This window comes from Roseburia sp. AM16-25 (assembly GCF_003473825.1).
Lineage (GTDB): Bacteria > Bacillota > Clostridia > Lachnospirales > Lachnospiraceae > Pararoseburia > Pararoseburia lenta.
Genome location: NZ_QUCW01000001.1, coordinates 149364 through 170287 on the forward strand (window position 1 = coordinate 149364; position 20924 = coordinate 170287).

22 protein-coding genes are annotated in these 20924 nt (G+C 44.8%); 1 reads left to right on the forward strand and 21 read right to left on the reverse strand.

Translation table 11 applies throughout. The features are described from left to right. Positions 1–16: 16 nt before the first annotated feature. The 17 genes from DW183_RS00710 to DW183_RS00790 form a co-directional block, all read right to left on the reverse strand. Positions 17–415 carry a hypothetical protein gene (locus DW183_RS00710; RefSeq protein WP_118280187.1) on the reverse strand — a complete coding sequence of 133 codons (399 nt, stop codon included), beginning with the start codon at positions 413–415 and terminating at the stop codon, positions 17–19. Between the two features lie 86 nt (positions 416–501). Next, entirely contained in the window at positions 502–1212 is a 711-nt protein-coding gene (locus DW183_RS00715) for a hypothetical protein (protein ID WP_118280188.1), read from the reverse strand. A gap of 123 nt (positions 1213–1335) precedes the next feature. Continuing rightward, positions 1336–1725, reverse strand: coding sequence for an SH3 domain-containing protein (locus DW183_RS00720; protein ID WP_118280189.1), 390 nt, complete (start codon positions 1723–1725; stop codon positions 1336–1338). A gap of 14 nt (positions 1726–1739) precedes the next feature. Next, positions 1740–2885 (reverse strand): hypothetical protein, encoded by a 1146-nt coding sequence (locus tag DW183_RS00725; protein WP_118280190.1) that lies wholly within the window; start codon positions 2883–2885, stop codon positions 1740–1742. Beyond that, positions 2878–3372 (reverse strand): RNA polymerase sigma factor, encoded by a 495-nt coding sequence (locus DW183_RS00730; protein WP_118280191.1) that lies wholly within the window; start codon positions 3370–3372, stop codon positions 2878–2880. Before DW183_RS00730 ends, DW183_RS00725 begins: the two co-directional genes overlap by 8 nt. Positions 3373–3547: 175 nt before the next feature. Beyond that, positions 3548–6403 carry an FAD-dependent oxidoreductase gene (locus tag DW183_RS00735; RefSeq protein WP_118280192.1) on the reverse strand — a complete coding sequence of 952 codons (2856 nt, stop codon included), beginning with the start codon at positions 6401–6403 and terminating at the stop codon, positions 3548–3550. 31 nt (positions 6404–6434) lie between these two features. Beyond that, positions 6435–7109: a hydrogenase nickel incorporation protein HypB gene (hypB, locus tag DW183_RS00740; protein WP_118280193.1), complete on the reverse strand. Its 675-nt coding sequence runs from the start codon at positions 7107–7109 to the stop codon at positions 6435–6437. A 277-nt stretch (positions 7110–7386) separates the two neighbouring features. Beyond that, complete coding sequence (locus tag DW183_RS00745) at positions 7387–8661, reverse strand: O-acetylhomoserine aminocarboxypropyltransferase/cysteine synthase family protein (protein WP_118280194.1); 1275 nt, start codon at positions 8659–8661, stop codon at positions 7387–7389. Positions 8662–8776: 115 nt separating this feature from the next. Continuing rightward, the gene (locus DW183_RS00750; protein WP_118280195.1) at positions 8777–9820 is read right to left on the reverse strand and encodes an acyltransferase family protein; all 1044 of its coding nucleotides are present in this window, start codon (positions 9818–9820) and stop codon (positions 8777–8779) included. 13 nt (positions 9821–9833) lie between these two features. Further along, positions 9834–11006 carry an FprA family A-type flavoprotein gene (locus DW183_RS00755; RefSeq protein WP_118280196.1) on the reverse strand — a complete coding sequence of 391 codons (1173 nt, stop codon included), beginning with the start codon at positions 11004–11006 and terminating at the stop codon, positions 9834–9836. A gap of 96 nt (positions 11007–11102) precedes the next feature. After that, positions 11103–12092, reverse strand: a complete 990-nt coding sequence (locus DW183_RS00760) for an SGNH/GDSL hydrolase family protein (RefSeq protein ID WP_118280197.1) — start codon at positions 12090–12092, stop codon at positions 11103–11105. After that, the gene (locus DW183_RS00765; RefSeq protein ID WP_118280198.1) at positions 12079–13617 is read right to left on the reverse strand and encodes an MBOAT family O-acyltransferase; all 1539 of its coding nucleotides are present in this window, start codon (positions 13615–13617) and stop codon (positions 12079–12081) included. The genes DW183_RS00760 and DW183_RS00765 overlap by 14 nt, the downstream gene beginning before the upstream one ends. Position 13618: 1 nt before the next feature. Further along, positions 13619–13846, reverse strand: coding sequence for a phosphopantetheine-binding protein (locus tag DW183_RS00770; protein WP_118280199.1), 228 nt, complete (start codon positions 13844–13846; stop codon positions 13619–13621). A gap of 26 nt (positions 13847–13872) precedes the next feature. Beyond that, positions 13873–15072: a diaminopimelate decarboxylase family protein gene (locus DW183_RS00775; RefSeq protein WP_118280200.1), complete on the reverse strand. Its 1200-nt coding sequence runs from the start codon at positions 15070–15072 to the stop codon at positions 13873–13875. Positions 15073–15096: 24 nt separating this feature from the next. Further along, complete coding sequence (locus DW183_RS00780; protein WP_118280682.1) at positions 15097–16737, reverse strand: amino acid adenylation domain-containing protein; 1641 nt, start codon at positions 16735–16737, stop codon at positions 15097–15099. Positions 16738–17000: 263 nt separating this feature from the next. Then, positions 17001–17282, reverse strand: a complete 282-nt coding sequence (locus tag DW183_RS00785; RefSeq protein ID WP_118280201.1) for a hypothetical protein — start codon at positions 17280–17282, stop codon at positions 17001–17003. A gap of 20 nt (positions 17283–17302) precedes the next feature. Next, positions 17303–17830 carry a hypothetical protein gene (locus tag DW183_RS00790; protein ID WP_147403357.1) on the reverse strand — a complete coding sequence of 176 codons (528 nt, stop codon included), beginning with the start codon at positions 17828–17830 and terminating at the stop codon, positions 17303–17305. On the opposite strand from DW183_RS00790, the gene DW183_RS00795 reads away from it, so the two are divergent. Next, entirely contained in the window at positions 17808–18101 is a 294-nt protein-coding gene (locus DW183_RS00795) for a hypothetical protein (protein ID WP_147403358.1), read from the forward strand. The two genes, DW183_RS00790 and DW183_RS00795, sit on opposite strands and share 23 nt — an antisense overlap. A gap of 276 nt (positions 18102–18377) precedes the next feature. Here DW183_RS00795 and rpsI read toward each other — a convergent pair whose 3' ends face one another. The 4 genes from rpsI to DW183_RS00815 form a co-directional block, all read right to left on the reverse strand. After that, on the reverse strand, positions 18378–18770 hold the full coding sequence (gene rpsI, locus DW183_RS00800; protein WP_118280204.1) for a 30S ribosomal protein S9: 393 nt from the start codon (positions 18768–18770) through the stop codon (positions 18378–18380). A gap of 22 nt (positions 18771–18792) precedes the next feature. After that, positions 18793–19221 (reverse strand): 50S ribosomal protein L13, encoded by a 429-nt coding sequence (rplM, locus tag DW183_RS00805; protein WP_118280205.1) that lies wholly within the window; start codon positions 19219–19221, stop codon positions 18793–18795. Between the two features lie 167 nt (positions 19222–19388). Further along, positions 19389–20123, reverse strand: coding sequence for a tRNA pseudouridine(38-40) synthase TruA (gene truA / locus DW183_RS00810; protein WP_118280206.1), 735 nt, complete (start codon positions 20121–20123; stop codon positions 19389–19391). Continuing rightward, positions 20123–20923: an energy-coupling factor transporter transmembrane component T family protein gene (locus DW183_RS00815; RefSeq protein ID WP_118280207.1), complete on the reverse strand. Its 801-nt coding sequence runs from the start codon at positions 20921–20923 to the stop codon at positions 20123–20125. The genes truA and DW183_RS00815 overlap by 1 nt, the downstream gene beginning before the upstream one ends. Between the last annotated feature and the right edge of the window lies 1 nt (position 20924).

Here is a 20924-nt window from a genome sequence, read left to right on the forward strand (position 1 = left end):
CTGCTTTATTTATGGGTTAGTACCTGTCCTTGATAGTATCCCGATAAAGTAAGGACAGTAATACTATCATAACCATCCGCAGAACAAAGGCGAGTGAACTATTCCAATACGTTCCTAACAAATAATTTGATACAAAGCACATAACGACAGAAATTAGCAGTCCCACAAATATAGTTGGTATCGTAAGTTTTCTATATTTCAAGGACAAGAGTGCCATAGCATTGAAACATAAATTACATCCACCATGAATCAGGGCATAATAAACCGCTGCCCTTGTCGTTGCAAGAACACCGCTGCTCATGTCCTCTGCCGCCTGCTGCATCATCCCCAAATTAACCAGCATGATAACAAAGATAACCGCATAGATAAGCAATAAAATGATGGACATCCACTGTATGATTTTTTTCTTTCTCAATTCTTTTCCCCCCTAACGTCTCTAATCACTCGGCAATCTTTTATATTCTTTTTGTCGGATTTCTATATCAACTAATCCAAATCCCATTATACATACGGATTTAGCATATACCAGATTGCCGCATCAACCCCTGTCGATACACGAGCAAATCCCCTTGCCCTATTATTACCTACTTTCACTCCAATATCATACATAACTCCAGAATTTTCAACATTTGTCGGGCAATTCACATATCCAAAGTATGCGTTGCCATTACTATCTTCCATTCTTTTATATTTTTTATTGAATGGATAAAGAACAAAATCACTACGCACAACATCGCATGATGATAACGTGTCATTCGAGTATAATTCAATCACATACGTTGCCTTAAAAGTTGCATATTTTCCAACGTCTCCGACTGTAAAATTCTTCGTGTATACTGTACTCTCACTTGCACGCATCATCCCATCTTTTTTTCTTTCACTCAACAATTCTGATGTATTTGTAAACACCTGCCCATTATTGAACACAATCAGGTTGTACTCCATTTTACCATCTTTCTTTGTTTCATCAAAAATCACTTTAACATCATTGACATCCATTTCAGAAACGCCATTCTGTTCATATTCTAATATGTAATGATATTCTTCTGGGAACATATTTTCGAATTGCTTTTTCAACTGTACTTGTTCTCCCAGCGAACGTCCCTGTAACTTTTCATTTGTTTTCATTGGTGCCGCATTTGAAACTAGATTTGATGACAGAAGTATAACTGCCATTACCAAAATTGATAAATTTTTTTTGTATTTTTTCATTTTTTCTCCAATCTTGAAATAATATTTCCTTCTACTGTTCTCTTTTCATTTTCTTCATATATAAAATACCACTTGTCCTATATTTTCCCTCCTTTCAACCATATTGGTATTTATATTTTTCCGCTATAATTTTGTAATATAAGATTTTGCTACCCATCCTGACTGATTTGTTTTCTGACGCGTCACTTTGTACCAAGAACTATTTGATTGGCTCCAGTCAATCCATACAAGTTCCCCCTTATACATAGTGCCCAACACTGTTGCAGATGTACTTGGCTGCATTCTCAGTCTGACCCCGTCTCCATTGACATAACCACTATTTCCTGCCCGTCCTATTGCTGCAAGACTTTTATTTTCCAGTGTGTTGTTTTCCACCCCCTGTGCAACAATACAACTTTCTTTATTATCTACTTTCTTATAGTCTTCCTTTGCGAACAATACTGCTCCCTCTCCTAACAATAGCCAGCACACTAGTGCTAATGTTAGCGTTAAAACGATGCTCTCTTTTTTCATAAGTTCCTACCTCTCTACTTCCAAAATTTCTGTTGTAATTCCGGCATACTGTTAAGCATATTTTCAAACTCTTGATATGTATAATAGTTTAATGCTATACACTTATCGTTTTTCATATCCATTTTGCTTGCCACTATACCATCCCCGATATCATAACAATATTCTGCCATCCCTCCTTTTATCTTTCTGCCACTTTCATCTAACTCATACATTACGCTATCCGCATGCACAGATTCATCCTGTACACATCTTTCCACAATATCTTTTGCAGATTTTTCTACCTCGTCAAATTTTTCATCAGATACTTCAACATCTTCTAAAGCATCCGTAATATTCTGATTCATATCATAAATGTTATATATTTTTCCGGTATCGACATCCAGCGTAATGTCATATTGCATTTCTGCCGTCTTAAACGAGAAGGCAATCATGGTAATCTCTTTATTCCGTACATCCTCATAACAACCAATTGTATACGAACATTTTGCCTCCGCCAGATTTACTAAGAAAATCCTTTCTATTCCTGCTCTTGCATTTTTCTGTAGTTTCCGCCTCCTCTCATCTTTCAAGTATGGTCGTGTGGGCTGCCTGCTAGGATTTATATTCGCCAAACTGTAATCTCTGGCATAATAAAAATCTATGATCTCCAACAAATCCTCGTCACTCATCTCCCCCTCTGGCAAATAAAAAATACTTTTGCCTGCTTCGAAGCAAACCCGATTCGCCACAATATCTTTCTCGGAATCTACGCGAACAACCTTGTCTATCGGAAAGCGACCTTCGTTTTCATACTGTATCTTCAACTGTGCCATTCTATCTTTTTCATTTTCTGTCAACTCTCTAGAAAAATGATCACGATTGGCTTCTGATGTTTGTACCTCATCGAAGTACTCATCTTTTTCAATTTCTGACATATTTTGCATTCGGGTCTGTACATATCCTGCTGCCGCATAAACGCCCAAGCCGCTCATAGCAGTCAGACAAACTATCCCTACATAGAACGCTATCCGCAAACACTTTTTTCTATGCCTTACTTTTTGCTTGGCGCTCCAAATCTGTTGGTCAACATATGCATCATAATCTCTTGGGAGGGGCTCTGTCGGCTGCTTGCGAAGGTATGTCCGTATTGCAGCATCTATCTTTTTATCCTGTTCACTCATACGAATACCCATCCCTTTCCATCATTTCTGCAAGTTTTGCCCTGCTTCTGCTCAATCTGGATTTCACTGTTCCGACAGAAATATTCAATATCTTAGCAATTTCCTCAACAGATAACTGATCATAATAATACAAAACCGTCACACTTTGAAAAGCTGACGGCAATGCCTGTATGTAATGCCATACATCCTCATAACTTTCTCCCTCTTCACTGGATTGTTCCAGTGCCATCGCATCTAATGAAACAATTCTTTTTCTGCCGCGTAAAATCTTCTTGGCTTCGTTCGCCACGATCTGCATAAGCCACGCTTTGGCAGAGTCTTTCTTTCGCAGTTGATGTCTGTGCTCGAACGCCCTCGTGATTGCCTCTCCGACCACATCCTGTGCTTCTGTCGGATTTGCGATCATAGACATGGCAAAATAATACATCTCTCTGCGATTCTCCTGGATGAACCCCATCAGTTCATCCTCTGTAATCACTGATTTCATGCATGTCCTCTTGATAAGTTTAACCGGTTATATATATTAGAGTCGCTACAACTCCATTTGGTTCCCTGATTTTTATATTTTTTAAAAGTCTTCTGGTTTACTTTCGTCAAATACAAAAACACTCCCCCTGTCAGTATCACATACCAACAGGGAGAGTGTCTATTCTTTTTATATCTTATTTTTCAACGTACCAAGCAGTCTCCTTTGGAGTCTTTCTGATAAATGGACGCTTGATTGCCTGTGCAGCACCATTTGGCAGAATATACTTCAACTTATCCTCTGACTTACGCATAGTAGAAGCCTTTGGATTGTCTCTTGTAAGTTTGATCGCATCAAATTCACACTTGGTTGTACAAAGACCGCAACCTACGCACTTGTTCGGATCAACGATAGACGCACCACAGCCTAAGCAACGGCTTGTCTCTGCCTTCACCTGTTCTTCGGTAAAGGTTTCCTTCATATCACGGAAGGTCAACTTGCCATCTGCATTCTTCTTGATCACTGCTGTCTGACGACCGGTGTTGTCGTAGTTCTCAACCTTGATATCATCCTTATCCAACTCTAAGAAGTAGTTTGAATCACGACCGATCGTAAGTGATGAATGCGGCTGTACATATCTATGGATAGAGATTGCGCCTTCCTTACCACATGCGATAGCGTCGATAGCAAATCTTGGTCCGTAGAACATATCACCACCGACAAAGATATCCGGAACACTTGTCTGGAAGGTAACCTTGTCTGCAACCGGAGCCGGTCCTCTAAACTCGACATTTTCACCTTCTAAGAGGTCACCCCAGATGGTTGCCTGACCTACGGAAAGGATGACGTTGCTACATGCGATTGTCATCGTCTCGTTCTCATCGTACTTCGGATCAAAACGTCCTTCTGCATTCTTAACCTGTGTACACTTCTTGAATACGATACCGGTCACCTTACCGTTTTCTGTAAGGATCTCCTTTGGTCCCCATCCGCCTGCGAATGCGATACCTTCGGATTCAGCCAGTTCGATCTCTTCCGAAAGTGCCGGCATGATATCACGTGTCTCCAAAGAAACCTGTGTTACCTTAGGAGATCCACAACGAACTGCGGTACGGGATACGTCGATGGCTACGTTACCACCGCCGATAACAACGGTGTCACCGGAAAGTGTGTAAGACTCATCGTCAATAACGGTATGTAAAAGGTCAACACCCTTCATTACACCTTCTGCATCTTCACCAGGAACATTGACACCACGTCCACCCTGGCAGCCGATAGCGATATAGAATGCCTTGTAGCCTTCCTCACGCAACTGCTTTAAGGTAATATCCTTACCTACTTCAACACCAAGACGAATGTCAACGCCCATCTCACGGAGTACGTCAACCTCTGCCTCAACAACATCCTTTTCCATAACGAAAGAAGGAATACCGTATGTAACCATTCCACCCGGCTTCTTGTTCTTATCAAACAAGGTTGGCTTGTAGCCTTTTTCTGCCAGATAATATGCACAGGAAATACCGGCAGGACCTGCACCAATGATGGCTACCTTTTCGTCGAAGCCACCCTGGATCTTTGGAATGACCTTCTTTGGTACATAATGCTTGTCTGCCTTGAGATCCTGCATTGCGATAAATTTCTTTACTTCATCGATAGCGATCGCCTCATCGATCGTTGCACGAGTACATGCATCCTCGCAACGTCTGTTACATACATGTCCGCAGACTGCCGGAAGTGGATTGTACTTCTTGATCAGAGCCAAGGCTTCTTCGTATCTGCCCTGTGCAGCCATCTTCAAATAACCCTGTACCGGAATGTGTGCAGGACATGCTGTCTTACATGGAGCAGTACCGGTCTTGTGTGTATTGATACGGTTGATATTGCGGTAATCCTCTGTCCACATATCCGGAGACCACTTCTGCTCGGTTGGGAGTGGCATCTTAGGATATACGACCTCAGATCCGTCCTTCTTGCAGAGTTTCTGTCCTAAGGTTGCGGCACCGGCAGGGCAAACCTCAACACAACGTCCGCAGGCAACACAGTTATCCTTTACAACATGTGCTACATAAGCAGAACGTGACATATTCGGTGTGTTAAATAACTGTGATGTACGCAGTGCATAACATACATTGACATTACAGTTACAGATAGCAAAGATCTTTTCCTCGCCGTCGATATTGGTGATCTGATGAACAAAACCATTGTCCTCAGCCTTCTTTAAGATCTCTAATACTTCTTCTTTGGTGATATAGCGGCCACCCTTGTTTGTCTCAACAACGTAGTCAGCCATATCGCCGATTGCGATACACCAGCCTTCCGGATCATCCGCACAGCCTTCTTCAAAAGTCTTGCGGGACTTTCTACAAGAACATGGGCTGGCTGCATATTTTCCTTCGTACTTGTCCAGCCAGTAGGAGATATGCTCCAATGAAGAAGAATTGTTCTCCATGCTGATAGCATCCTCTACCGGGATAACGTGCATACCAACGCCTGCGCCGCCTTGTGGTACCATCTGGGTCAGCCCCTCCAATGGGATACGGCTCATACGCTCGAAGAATGGTCCTACTTCCGGATGTCTCTCCAAAAGGTCTGCATTCATGTTGCCGAACTCAGCAGAACCCGGTACATACATAGGAAGTACCCACTGCTTCTCATGCTGTGGATTCTCATAATTCCACTCGATCACACCGTTATAAGACATTTCTTCCAACTGCTTCAAGAGTTCTTCCTCAGAATATTCCGGGCAAAGAGCCTTCATATCAGCAAGTGTTCTTGGATGACGCTTCTCCATCTTGATACCGATCTCGCACTGCTCATCTGTAACAAGATTGTAAAGTCCCCAGTACTCCGGGCTTTCTGCTGTGATATCTTCCTTGCCAAGTTGTACCTTTGCACGGTCGGTAACAGCCTTTGCAAACTTTGCAAGTGGCTCACGGAACGGCTTATTCTTTAACTCTTCGATACAATATCCCGCTCTCGGATCCTTTTTGTTACGATCCTCATCCAATGAATACGGTGTCATCAGATACTTTTCGTCCTTACTTCTTTCCATACTTTCCTCCACATTTCTCTTCTTATGCTTATTAATTATTTTGCCAGTCTGCTACTTCCTTGCGAAGCCAGTCACACCAGGCATCAAATCCCTCTCCGGTCTTTGCGGAAACAAAGATCACCTGAGCATTTGGATTTAATTTCTTTATACGCTCCTCTACTGCTTCCTTTGAAAAATCATCAAATACGCTAAGTGTATCGCACTTGTTGATCAGTACCACATCACAGATAGAAAACATAAGCGGGTACTTCAAAGGCTTATCGTCCCCCTCAGGAACCGATAAGATCATAGCATTCTTGACACTACCGGTATCAAACTCTGCCGGGCAGACCAGATTGCCGACATTTTCCAAAACGACCAGATCCAGATCATCGGTACCAAATTCATGGATGCCCTGTCTGGTCATGTCTGCGTCCAGATGACACATACCACCGGTATGGATCTGGATGGCTCTTGCACCTGTCTCTGCGATGGTTGCTGCGTCAACATCAGAATCAATATCTGCTTCCATGACACCGATGCGCATTTCATCCTTCAAACGGGAAATAGTCTGACGAAGTGTGGTCGTCTTGCCTGCTCCCGGTGAAGACATCAGGTTCAAAAGAAAAGTCTTTTGCTCTTTCAATTCATCACGAAGTCTGGCAGCATCTGCATCATTGTCCTCAAAGATACTGCGCTTTACTTCGATGACCTTGTAATCTTGCATTTATTCTCCTCCTCATAAATTTATCACACACCCCACTCACCAAAGCCCCTGCTTTGTTAATTTTTTGACAAAACAAAGTCCAAAAGAGACGTGTATATCTACATTTATGGTAACGTAAAAATCGGCACATTTCAACAGAATTTCTCCCATTCAAATGCGCCGATTGTGTTCTTATTTGCGTACAAGTCCTCACTGTTTTTCGCCTTGAGGAATAATGCCCCAGCCCTGATTTTTTGGGGTCTCGCATTTTCCTATAAACCGATAGGAATTCTTGTCATCAGATGGCTTCCAGTGCCTGTGCCAGATCTGCGATCAGATCACGCTTGTCTTCGATACCGCAACTGATACGGATCAGTTCTGCAGGAACACCTGCCTCTTTCAACTGCTCATCATTCATCTGACGATGTGTGCTGGATGCAGGATTAAGGCAACAGGTTCTGGCATCTGCCACATGGGTCTCAATGGCTGCGATCTTTAAATGCTTCATAAAGGTGCTTGCCGCATCCCTTCCGCCGACCAGACCAAAGGAGACAACACCGCAGGAGCCGTTTGGCAGGTACTTTTCTGCCAGCGCATGATACTTATCCCCCGGAAGCCCGCAGTAATTGACATAGGCAACCTTTGGATGATTTTCCAAGAATTCTGCCACAGCCTGTCCATTTTCACAATGTTTTGCCATACGCACATGCAGACTCTCCAAGCCCAGATTTAAGATAAAGGCATTCTGCGGGCTCTGGATCGATCCCAGATCACGCATCAGTTGTGTCGTACACTTGGTGATAAATGCACCTCCATTACCAAAACGCTCCACATAGGTCACACCGTGATAACTCTCATCCGGCGTGCAAAGTCCCGGATACTTATCCGCATACTTCATCCAGTCAAAGTTGCCACTGTCAACAATGGCGCCACCAACACCGGCGCCATGTCCGTCCATATACTTGGTCGTAGAATGGGTCACAATGTCTGCACCCCATGCAAACGGACGGCAGTTGATCGGTGTTGCAAAAGTATTGTCCACGATCAGCGGTACCCCATTTGCATGAGCAACCCGCGCAAACTTCTCAATATCCAGAACCGTCAGTGCCGGGTTGGCGATCGTCTCACCAAACATTGCCTTGGTGTTTGGCTGAAAAGCTGCCATGAGTTCTTCTTCCGATGCATCCGGGTCTACAAAGGTCACGTCAATTCCCATGCGCTTCATCGTCACCGAGATCAGATTGTAAGTTCCGCCATAGATACTGGTCGAAGATACAATGTGATCCCCTGCTCCGCAGATATTAAAGAGGGCAAAGAAATTGGCTGCCTGTCCGCTGCTGGTAAGCATTGCCGCTGTACCGCCCTCCAACTGGGCAATCTTTGCTGCCACATAGTCATTGGTCGGATTCTGCAATCTCGTGTAAAAATAGCCTTCTGCCTCGAGGTCGAATAATTTTCCCATATCCTCACTCGTATCGTATTTAAAGGTTGTACTCTGAATGATCGGGATCTGACGTGGTTCGCCGTTGCCCGGTGTGTAACCTCCCTGCACACAAATCGTATTTTGTTCCATAGTCTCCTCCTTATCTGTGCTATCTTGATCACCGCAATGTTTGACGGTGTTTTTAACATCTTTTCCTATTTTATACTAGGATTTGGTTCATAGCAAGACAAGACTCCTGTTTTCCTTACAATTTTTGTTGCCCTACACCACGTAATTTTTCCAAACGACCTATAAACCCGAAGTTAGCGATTTTTTGCAGCAACGGCATCGGGATATGCGTTACCCAATCCGTAAATGCTACGAATGGCCGTTGGCAGAGAAGCCAGATGGTTCCGATGGATGCCTCCACCAAAATAGCATCCTCCACAATCTCCCCCAAACTCTGATACCAGATTTCTCCGCGCCGGAAGACTGCAAAAATCAATCCATGAAACAGATAGATCGCCATGGTCTTTTGCCCCAGGGCAGAAAGACTGTTTTTCGCTCCCGGAATCATGATAGCAACAACATAGATCATAATATAGGAAATCAGATAGCAGGCTGCGCGAAGTGCGATCCCCATGGGCACAGACAATCCCAGATATTCGTAGTCGTACCTGCCATAAAAAATTTTGATAGAAATACGATCACTTACTGCAACCCATGCCAAAAATGCATTGATGGTTAAAAATATACCAAATGCCCACATACGACGGATGCGCGCACGAAGTAGGTCAATCCTGTTCCGATCTAAGTCCATCCCCAATAGGAAAAAGGGATAAAAGGTAAACATACGCGGCAAAGTCAGATAGTTATCATCCAAGGATGATGCCCCTACGAAAAGTCCCAGCACAAATGCAATCCAAAGATAACCCGGCAGTCGACGAAACAGCGGTGTAATCATCTTCCACATAAACATGGCAAGCAGATACCATAGAGAAAATTTTGGATATAAAAACGCCAGTTCCGTGTCCCTATTCAGAATGTAAGTATAAAGTATGTAGTAAAGAATCTCGAACACAAGATAAGGCACCACAAGTTGTTGTAACAACTTGTAGATGCCCTGTGTTTTTTTCGAGAAATACCCTGAGATAAATACAAAAGCAGGCATGTGAAAGGAAAAGATGATCCACTTTGTCGTTTCCATCACCACATTGTCATCCGATGCCACTTCAATAAAATGTCCAACAACCACCAGTACGATCAGAAATGCCTTGTAATTATCAAATAAATAATCTCTCTCTTTCATTTTCACCCAAAGTCTATGCCTCTGCGATTGCGGTCGCCAAAGCCTCCATGGTCTTACGATCAGAGTCCTTCATGGTAGAGCGGATCGTCACAAGCGGTTCTACCACAGTCACATCCTTGAAAGTATCCACGATCTCACGCATTGCCTTGGCTGCGCATGGCGCCCAGGAACCATTTTCTACCATGCCGATCGTGCGCTTCTGATATGCCTTGGACTGCAAATGATGTAAGAAGTCCTGCATGCATGGGAATACGCCGCCATCATAAGATGCTGCGCAAAGTACCATACGGTCATAGCGGAAAGCATCCTCGATGACTTCTGCCATATCCTCTCTGGCAAGATCACTGACAACCACCTTTTCTACGCCTTTTTCCCGAAGCATCTGCCCCAGCGCTTCTGCCGCCTTTTTCGTGTTTCCATGGATGGATGCATATGCCACCAAAACGCCCTTGCTTTCCGGTTCATACTTGCTCCAGGTATCATAAAGTCCGATGTAATAACCCAGATTTTCTTTTAAAACAGGACCATGCAAAGGACAGATCGTGGCAATATCAAGTCCTGCCGCCTTCTTTAAAAGTGCCTGCACCGGATTGCCGTATTTTCCTACGATATTAAAGTAATATCTGCGCGCTTCGCAAGCCCAGTCCGCATCTTCTGTCAAAGACAGGGCGCCAAACTTGCCAAAACCGTCCGCAGAGAATAAGACTTTTTCACTGGACTCATAGGAAACCATAACTTCCGGCCAGTGTACCATGGGTGCCATGACAAAGGTCAGTGTATGGCTGCCCAAAGATAAGGTATCGCCCTCTTTGACCGTTAATTTTTCGCACTCCATCACACCATCCGGGAAAAACTGTGGCAGCATGGCAAAAGTCTTAGCATTGCCCACCAGCGTCACTTCCGGAAACAATTCCACCAGTCTGCCAATGCTTCCGGCATGATCCGGTTCCAAGTGGGAGATCACCAGATAATCTACCTTGCGTCCTGCCAAAGTATCCATGAGATTCTTTTCCCATGCCTCGGCACCTCTGGCATCCACTGTATCCATAAGCGCGACCTTCTCATCCAGAATCAGATAGGAATTGTAGGAAACGCCCTCCGGCACAACATACTGACTTTCAAACAGATCGATGGTGGTATCATCCACACCGATGTATCGAATAGCATCTGAAATTGTTACTTTCATATGAAAAACCTCCTGCTCTTTTCTATATCTCTATACTCTGTATCTTAGCCAAAAATACAAAAAAAGACAAGGGGGAACTCCCTGTCTTTTTCTTCCTTACTCACGGATCTCTTTTATTTTCTCATTCACGATCCGATCGTACTGTTTTTCCATTTGTGTATAGGACGCATAAGCCTCCTCTCCTCTGTGATCCGGCAGATCATAGTTTTCCTTGAGATAGGCAGCCAGATAGATGCTGACCCGCTCTGCGCCGGATGCATTCAGATGATCTCCCTTATCCAGACAGTCCTTTGACCAGTCAATCCCGACCGGATTTGCCGTATCATTGAGATTGAGATAGGCAATATCATTTTCCCTTGCATATGCCGCGATCGCATTACAGCGTGCCGTATTATAGTTGTGCGGTGATGGCGCGCTTACCAACAAAAGTTTGGCATCATTTTGCTCGCACAGTGCAATGATCTTTTGCATATACAGATCAATGCTTGGTTTGATCTCCTCCAGCGTCTTTGCCTCGCTCATATAAGTATCGCCATGGGCATAAGGGATCTTTGTTCCGCGCACCAGATAGCCCTCAAAATCCTGTTCTGCATACTTTTTGCCAAAGAGCAGGGTCTTCCAGACATCATGATAGCGAAAGATCGGAAAATAGCGGTTGCCCATCTCGGAAAGCGTTGACTTGATCTCCTCGCTCTTACCGCGCACACGAAAGAGAGGTCCTGTCTCCATGACTACTACCTTGGGATGCTGGGTCTTAAAGGCGATCTCCAGCATGGAATAGGTCTCCTGTAGCTTTTGCCCGGATTGTCCACAGACATAGGATGCAATGCCCTTCTCTTCCCACATTTTCATAGGAGAGATAGCACTGTAACTCAAACTGTCTCCGACCACGAGGGCATCCAGTGAGTCCTCCCTCTGTTTTTGAATACGGATCATGCTCTTATTGCGGCTCTGGAGCAGATGATCGTCCTGCATGGACAAATAGGACAACCCGGCAGAACTGCCGATGATCAGCAGTGCCAGTATGACAAAAAATAGGCTGTTTCTATATTTTTTTATTTTCATTTTTTCTTTAAAATCCAGCATAAATCAAATCCACCTGTTGATAACCCACGCCATATGCGCCGAATAGGATCACGGCAAAAATAAGCGCGTAATAAAGTCCCCAGCGAGCCGGCAGACGCATGCCAGCGATCTGATCCAGACTCAATTTTTTCTTTTCCCGCAAATGTCCCACAATACCGACTACGATACAGCCGGCAATGATAATGCTATAATCTGCCAGGTCCAGTCCCATGCGAAGCAGGGTTCCGTCCCAGAGCCTTTCCGGTGCAAATCCCCGGAAAATGCTTGCAAACATGGAAAAGCCCGCCGTCAGCGTATTGGCACGGAAGAAAAGTTCTCCGGTAAAAATAATGATCCAGGTCTTTGCAATCCGCAGGACATTCCACCAGCCGGTTGTCTCGCTTGTACCGGTCTTAGCATAAAACTTCTCCTTGAGCGGTTCACATGCCACTTCCAGCAAGAGGATGACAAAATAATACATACCATAAAAGATATAGTTCCATTGCGGTCCGTGCCAAAGTCCGTTAAAAAGCCAGACCGGGAAAAGAGCGATGGCAGACCCCACCAGTTTTGTCATATATTTTCCCACATGTTTTTTTCCAAATTTATTCCATTTTCGCATGAATGGTGAAACAGATACCGGATAAAAGACATAGGTCTTAAACCATACGCCCAGTGTCATATGCCACCTGCGCCAAAACTCTGCCGCGCTCTTGGAGGCAAAGGGCTGGTTGAAATTATCCGGCAGTCTCACACCAAACATCTGTCCGCTTCCGATCACGATATCCATACAGCCGGAAAACTCCATATACAACTGCACGGCATAGGAAACGGCTGCCACGATCACGATGGCACCGCTGTAGTTCTCATAGTGGTCAAAGACCTCTGTTACCAGATAATAAAGGCGATCTGCAATGATCATCTTTTTAAAAAGTCCCCAGAGGATACGGATAGATCCCTGCGCCAGATTTTCGGATTTCAGGCTTTCTCCACTCCACAGTGCATCCGCTGTCTGGGAATACATGGCAATGGGTCCTTCCATGATCTGCGGGAAAAAGCCTAGGAAAAGTGCCACTTTCCCAAGATGTCGTTCTGCCGGGATCTTGCCCCAGTAGACATCCGCCATATAGCCGATCGCCTGCAAGGTGTAAAAAGAAATACCGATGGGAACGGCTATTTTTTTCGTCTCCAGTGCCATGCCTGACTTACCCACTGCCGTCAGCAGACCATTGACATTTTCTACAAAGAAATTTGCATACTTTAAATAGCCCAAGACAGCCAGCAGGACAAAGACACCGAAAAATAAAATCCACTTTTGTTTTTTCTTATCTCCGTCCTCTTTGACCCGTTCCAGCCAAAGTCCGATATAATGCGTAAACATGGACGTTGCCATCAACACCAATACCAGACTTTTGCTGAAAGACCAAAAGAATGCATATCCTGCCAGAAGCAGGACACACCAGCGCCTCTTTTGTGGCACGATCTGATAGGCGATCAGCACCAGTGGCAAAAAGAGAAAGAGATAGGTCACTTCATGGTAAGCCATCTTAGTTCTCCTGCAATCTCTTTACCATAGCATAAATGGCTTGCACAGAATTGAAATTCTGCGGGATGATCTCGGATGCTTCGATCTCAATATCAAAAGTCTCGTCCAATTCTGCCACAAGGGAGATCACGCCAAAGGAATCTAAGATGCGATTATCGATCAATCCCTCCTCATGTTCCCAATCAATGCTGTCATCCACGTCATTTAAGATAGTAAGTAATTCTTCCATTTTTATTTCTCCTCTTATTCTGTATTTTATGAGTTCCAAACATAAGTCTCGCGTCTTGCCCGGACTTGCGTAAAACCACCGACCGGATCGTAGAGAACGACCGACGGAAGCACATGACTTAAGAAAAGTGCCATCCCTTCCGTGACTGCATAGGCTCCGGTATTCTCAAAGATGATGGTCGAGCCGACCCGCAGATCATCAATCTTGATATTCTGCACCAGGATATCATTTCCCGTGCAGAGTTCGCCGCAGATCGTCCAGTTTTGATAGATTCCTCTGGCTCCCTGCGGACGGATGGTCAGTTTGGGCTGATACATGCCCCGAATCTGTCCGTCATAATTGACCTGATGCATACCGCCATCGACAATGCAGTAATTCTGGTCACCGCTTCGCTTGGTATCCTTGACCGTCGTAATATAATAGCCACAATCCGCCACAAAGGCACGTCCCATTTCTAAAGTAACCTTGCCCTGCCACTGCATTTTTGCCAAGGCATCCGCAATGGCTTCCAAAGTCTCAAAACGCTCATCCGCCTGTCTGGCAAAATAAGGTACTGCCAGCCCCGGTCCGTATTCAAGTTCCGTCACCTGATAGCCTGTTTTTTCCTTTAATCGGGCAAAGACTTCATCCAGATATGTCAATTCCTCCAAGGTCTTTTTCCGCTTCTTCTGTGTCCCGGAAAAATAGTGGATGCCACAGATCTCCAAAAGATCTTTATCCTGTTCCAGTTCCACAATATTGGTCAGCGTTTCCTCATCCATGCCAAACTGGTTACCGGAAGTCAGGCGCAAATATACCGGAACCTTTTTCCCGCTGCTTCGTGCCCATTCATTTAAAATGGCATATTGATTTAAGGACTCGATCGTATAATGGCAGCGGTTTCCATAAGTCTCCAAGATCTCCCACAGATCATCCCGGTCTTTCATCACGCCGGAGATCAAAAGTTTCTCCGCCGGAATCTCCTTCTGTTTACAGATGCGGAATTCGCCCATGGAACACACTTCAATGCGATTGACTTCCTCTGCCATGGCTCTTACCAAAAAGGGATTGGCTTTCATGGCATAACAAAGATCCGCCGCCTGCCCTATGATCCCCCGGAATGCCCGGGCACGCTTTTTTGCCTGCTCTACATCAAAGACATAGGTCGGTGTACCAAAGCGCAGGATGGCTTCATCTAAAACGGTCTCGTCCAACCGGTCTATGTAAGGAAATTTTTCTTCTTGCATGTTTCCTGTCTCCTATCTTTTTCATTATGCCGATTCCAATATGCTCTTAAAATAAGCACGGTCAGTCTTTCCATTTTTATTGAGCGGAAAAGTCTCTGCCTGGATAAACTTACGCGGTACCATATAATCCGGCACATGTTCCTTCAGAGCCCTGCGGATCTCTGCACTTTTCACATTTCCCAGATAAAAGGCAACGATCCGATTGTGCGCTGTATCCATCAGACAACAGGAACGTTTGAGATTTGGCACCATATCCAAAGCCTGCTCGATCTCCTCAAGTTCGATCCGATGCCCCATGTGTTTGATCTGAAAATCCTTACGCCCACAGAAATAGAGCAGTCCTTCCTCATCAAAATATCCCAAGTCTCCCGTGCGATAAAAACGCTGTCCCTCCGTCAGAACTTGTCCTGTTATGTCAGTTGGCAACTGCTCTTTTTCCAAATAACAGAATTGCTTTCTTGTCTCCAGTTCATTGTTATAATAACCGTTGGCAAGGGACTGCCCGCTTACACAGATCTCCCCCTGTCGCCCGGCTTCTGTGATGAGCCTATGATGCTCATCCAAAAGAAAGACGCTTCTTCCGGCAAATGCCTTTCCGATCGGCAGTTTTTCACCCTCGGTCACCGCATGGTTGATGATGTGATAGGTGCAGTTACAGGTGATCTCCGATGGTCCGTAGAGATTGACAAACATAGCGTCCGGCAAAGCCTCCTGCCAGAGTTTTAACTGTTTGTTCGGCATAACCTCGCCACTGAACATGACACGCTTTATCTCTGTCGGCACCCGGTACTTCAAGCCTCCCAAAGAAGAAATAATGGTCAGTGCCGATACCGCCCAGGTCAGGCTGGTCACATGCCGGTCACACAAATAGTCCAAAAGCAGTGGTGGTGCCGAAAAATAGGTGCGCGGAATCAGTACCAAGGTTGCTCCGGTCATCACACAGGAGTAGATATCCTTGACCGACACATCAAAGTCAAAGGGAGCCTGATTTCCCAGACGATCCTCTTTTGTGATGGAAAAGGTCTGTGTAAAATGTGAAATAAAATCAATGACAGCACCATGACTGACTGCAATTCCTTTTGGCATGCCGGTGGAGCCGGAAGTGAAAATACCGTATAGAATATCGGTCGGCCGGCTCTTGGCTCGGATCTTCTGTAATTTGACTTCTGCGACCAGATCATTCCAAGGCTGGTCGGCTGTATTTTCCGCAGTGCCACTACCTTCTGTAACCTTATCCGTCACATCATAGGAAGGCAGCAGCGTTTGCATAGCCGTGAGCCTTGGTCTGTCTTCTGTCTCTTTCTTTTGCATAGTACTCAGGATCTGCTTTACATTTTCCATGTATTTTTCATCTGCGATCACAAGGCTTGGTCGTAAAACCGAAAAGATCCTCTGGATGCGGTCTTGGGGCTGCATAGGATCGACCATCACATAAAAGCCTCCTGCATACAAAACGCCAAACATATGTGCCAGGGTCTGTGTGCTCTTTTCCGCAACGATGACCACGGCATCCTGTCTTTTCATCTGATCGCACAGGACACTGCCGATCCGCTTTGCCCGATAGACCAGTTCCGCCCACATCAAAGATGTATTTTCGTCCTCCACGGCAATCTGTGTCGGATACTTCTTTGCCGTTTTTTCCAAATAATCCAGTACATTTTCCATCTTTTCTGTCCTTTCTCTCTTGTCTTCTATCATTAGACGCAGAAACCTATCATTTGTTACAATCTTTTTTCGTCCTATAGTATGGTGTTTATTTCTTAACAATCCCCTAAAAACACTTCTTAACTTTTCTAAATCTTTTCTTTGGAAACAGATGTACGATCCATATAAAAAAGCCACAAGAGATATGTTTTTCTTACATATCCATTGTGGCTTTTATAGCATTAAGATTCAATGAGGCAAGTCTTTAAGATTTTCTTAAGAATTTATTCATTGCCATAACAAAGTTTTAATCTGGCAAAAAAATCATCCAGAATCCGCGGTGCTTTTTCTATATGCCGCTTTTGTCCTGCGACATTTTCAAGCAGTGCAATATACAACGGCTCCTCACACTCCCGCATGGCTTCTTCAATAATGAAACGCGATCCCTCGGAAGTTGGAAGATCTGCCCTGTTTTCTATAAAATCTTTGACTCCATGATAGATGGGAACATCATCAATATCCATAAGTTTTAAGAGTTTACAACCTTCTTCATAACTCTTTTCCATACTGTGTCCAGCCTGCGGCTTCAATGCCGGTATGGTACGAAAGCGCCACTCAAAATTAGCCGCAATAATACCCACCACATCTTCGGTCGGGCAGAGAAGATGATATCCTCCTGTATCAAAGTGTTGGTAATGTGCGGCATAGCACCATTGGTCAAGACACAGGAAATAATTGCCGGATAAGATCCCTTCGTTTCCAGTGCTCCCCTATGGAATCCCATAGAAGTACATTCTACCTGGGCAATACTTCCATCCTCTGCGATCCTTACCGGTTCTGCGCATGCCTGTCGGCTGAAAGTACCACTGTGCGTCTGTCTGTGGTGGAAAATATACCACTGTCCCTTTATGCATGCCAGACTTCCATGGTCGTTTGCCGTCTGATTGGTACGATTTCCCCCACTCCTTCCGTGGTATCCCACATCTCCATTGGAAATAATGGTTCCGCCAAAATGGTAAGGTCCATTGTAGTTCTGACTTGTTGCATAGCAAAGTTCATTGCTGTTTTCTATCGGGGTGATTTTGAATGGATTGGCACAAAGTTTTACTGTCATGATGCTTGGCAGAATAATGCAGGCTGCCGGTATCATTGTCGATCACTGGGGCTGGCGCATGATCTTTTATAGTCTGGCAGTTTTGTGTATCATTGCTCTTGTGGTTGCTTTTTTCGCCATGGATAATGTTCTGGAAAATGAACATAGTAAACTGGATATTTTATCTGCCATTCTCGCAGTTACTGGATTTACCGGTATTTTGTATGGTATCAGCAACCTCGGTAAAGGTTCGATCTTTCAACTTTCAACCGGTTTTTCGGTCAGTCTTTGATCACATCCCTTCGCACAATTTCCGGTGCGCTCGGCAGCACCATCTTTATGTCTCTGGAAGCCATACTGGAAGATAGTATAGGTATTATAGCGGCAATGCAGATTTCCTATGTTGGTATGACATTTGTCGGTGTACTTGTACTTGTATCCGCAATTTCTGCAAGAAGATGCGATTAGAAGATGGATATTTTCTAACTAAAAAACACCCCAGGGCAAAAGTCCTGAGGTGTAATATACTCTTCTGAAACATCGTAGGATGTTCTGAATTGTGAAAATCCTATCTCTTTGAGAACTGCGGTGCTCTACGAGCTGCCTTCAAGCCGTACTTCTTACGTTCTTTCATTCTAGGATCTCTTGTAAGATATCCGTTAGACTTCAGAACCGGTCTGTAATCAGCGTCTACCTGAAGTAACGCTCTAGCAATACCGTGTCTGATGGCACCAGCCTGACCTGTGTAACCGCCACCCTTAACGTTTACTAAAACATCGAACTTGTCAAGATTGTCTGTAGCAACGAGTGGCTGACGAACAACAACCTTTAAAGTCTCAAGTCCAAGATACTCATCGATATCTCTTTTATTGATTGTGATCTTACCTGTTCCAGGTACTAAATATACTCTAGCAACAGATGATTTTCTTCTTCCTGTTCCGTAATACTTTGTATTAGCCAATGTGATTTACCTCCTTACCGAATTAAAATGTCAACTCTTCTGGTTTCTGAGCTGCATGCTTGTGATCTGGGCCAGCGTATACAAATAACTTTGTGTACATCTCTCTTCCTAAAGGTCCCTTTGGAAGCATTCCCTTAACTGCATGTTCGATAACTCTGTCAGGATGCTTAGCTAACATCTCCTTTAAAGTTGTCTCTTTCATTCCACCAACATAGTCTGAATGATGATAATAGATCTTCTGGTCTAACTTCTTACCAGTAACCTTGATCTTCTCTGCATTAACAACGATCACATAATCTCCGCAATCAGCATGAGGTGTGTAAATCGCTTTGTTCTTTCCTCTTAATACCTTAGCAACTTCAGAAGCAAGACGACCTAATGTCTGTCCTTCTGCATCTACTACATACCATTTTCTCTCAACCTGACTTGGGTTTGGCATATAAGTCTTCATTTGGTTTCCTCCTTAAATAACATAAAGCGTCAGTCTCGTACAATGTCCGAAATACGATCACTGACATGTCTATAGTCAAAACACGTTTCGGGGCTAATGAAACTGTGCTTCTAAACTACATCAGCCGTTACATTATATTACGCACACGGCTTTTTGTCAATTCTTTTCTATAAATATTCCAGCCCGATCATGGTAAGTCCATGCGCCGGTGCTGTCGGTCCTGCCAATTCTCTGTCCTTTCCCGCAAGGATGCTTTCCATATCCTCCGGCTTTTTGATCCCTGCGCCCACCTGGATCAGGGTTCCGGCTATGATGCGCACCATATTGTAAAGGAATCCGTTCCCCTGCACGCGGATACGGATCATGTCTCCCTCACGCACCACATCCAGTGCATAGATCATGCGCACATAAGTATTGGTCTGCGCATGCATGGACGCAAAGGAAGTAAAGTCATGTTCCCCCACCAGATAAGCCGCCGCCTTTTGCATGGCACGAACATCCAGCGGATAGTGATAAAAATAACTTGTCCTTCTCTCCAGCGGCTGGCGGAAACGACAATTTAAAATACAATATTCATATGTCTTCCTGCTTTTGGAAAAACGTGGGTGAAAATCCTCTGGCACCTGGCAGGACTCCTGCACCACGATATCTTCCGGCAGGCGCTGATTGAGTGCAAAAGAGATCTTCTCCGCCGGCATTTTGGTATGGGTTTCAAAAACAGCAACATTGCCCAGAGAATGCACACCGGCATCCGTCCGGCTGGCTCCCGTCACCGTGATCTCTTCCCCTAAAAGAGAACTCAAGGTCTCATTGAGCACCTGTTCGATCGTAATCCCGTTTGGCTGGATCTGCCATCCGCAGTAGTTGGTTCCCTCGTATGCCACAACCAGTTTTACCCGCATTAAAGCACCACCTTTATGACCATCAAGAGGACAAAGTAGGCGATCACGACCACATACGCCAGACGATCGACCTTATGATAGGCCAGTGGTATCATCTTGGTCCTGCCCTCGCCACCAACATAACATCTTGCTTCCATCGCCAGTGCCAGATCATTGGCACGGCGGAACGCTGATACAAAAAGCGGTACTAAGAGCGGCACCATATTCTTTGCCTTTTTGACAAGTCCACCCGTTTCAAAATCCGCACCTCTTGCCATCTGCGCCTTCATGATCTTATCCGTCTCCTCGATCAGGATCGGGATAAAACGAAGGGCGATTGACATCATCATTGCGATCTCATGCACCGGTACATTGATCTTCTGCAAAGGCTTCAATGCCTTTTCCAAGCCGTCCGTCAACTGGTTCGGGGTTGTCGTCAGCGTCATTACCGACGATCCCATGATCAGATAGATCATGCGGATGGTCATCAGCACCGCATTGCGCAGTCCTTCCCGCGTGATGTGGATCTTCCAGATACTCCAGAGCACCTGTCCAGGTGTCAGAAAAAGGTTAAAAAGACCCGCGATCACAAGCAGGATCATAATAGCCTTGAGTCCGCGCAGCATAAAAGACAAAGGCACCTTGCTCAGGGCGATCACGCCGAATAAAAAGGCGGTCATGACGATAAATCCCACAATGCCGTCAAAAGAAAAGACACTGATGATAAACAGAAGTGTTGCAAATAACTTTGTCCGGGGATCCAGTTTATGAATGATGGAATCCGCCGGATAATATTGTCCTAATGTAATATCTCTTAACATA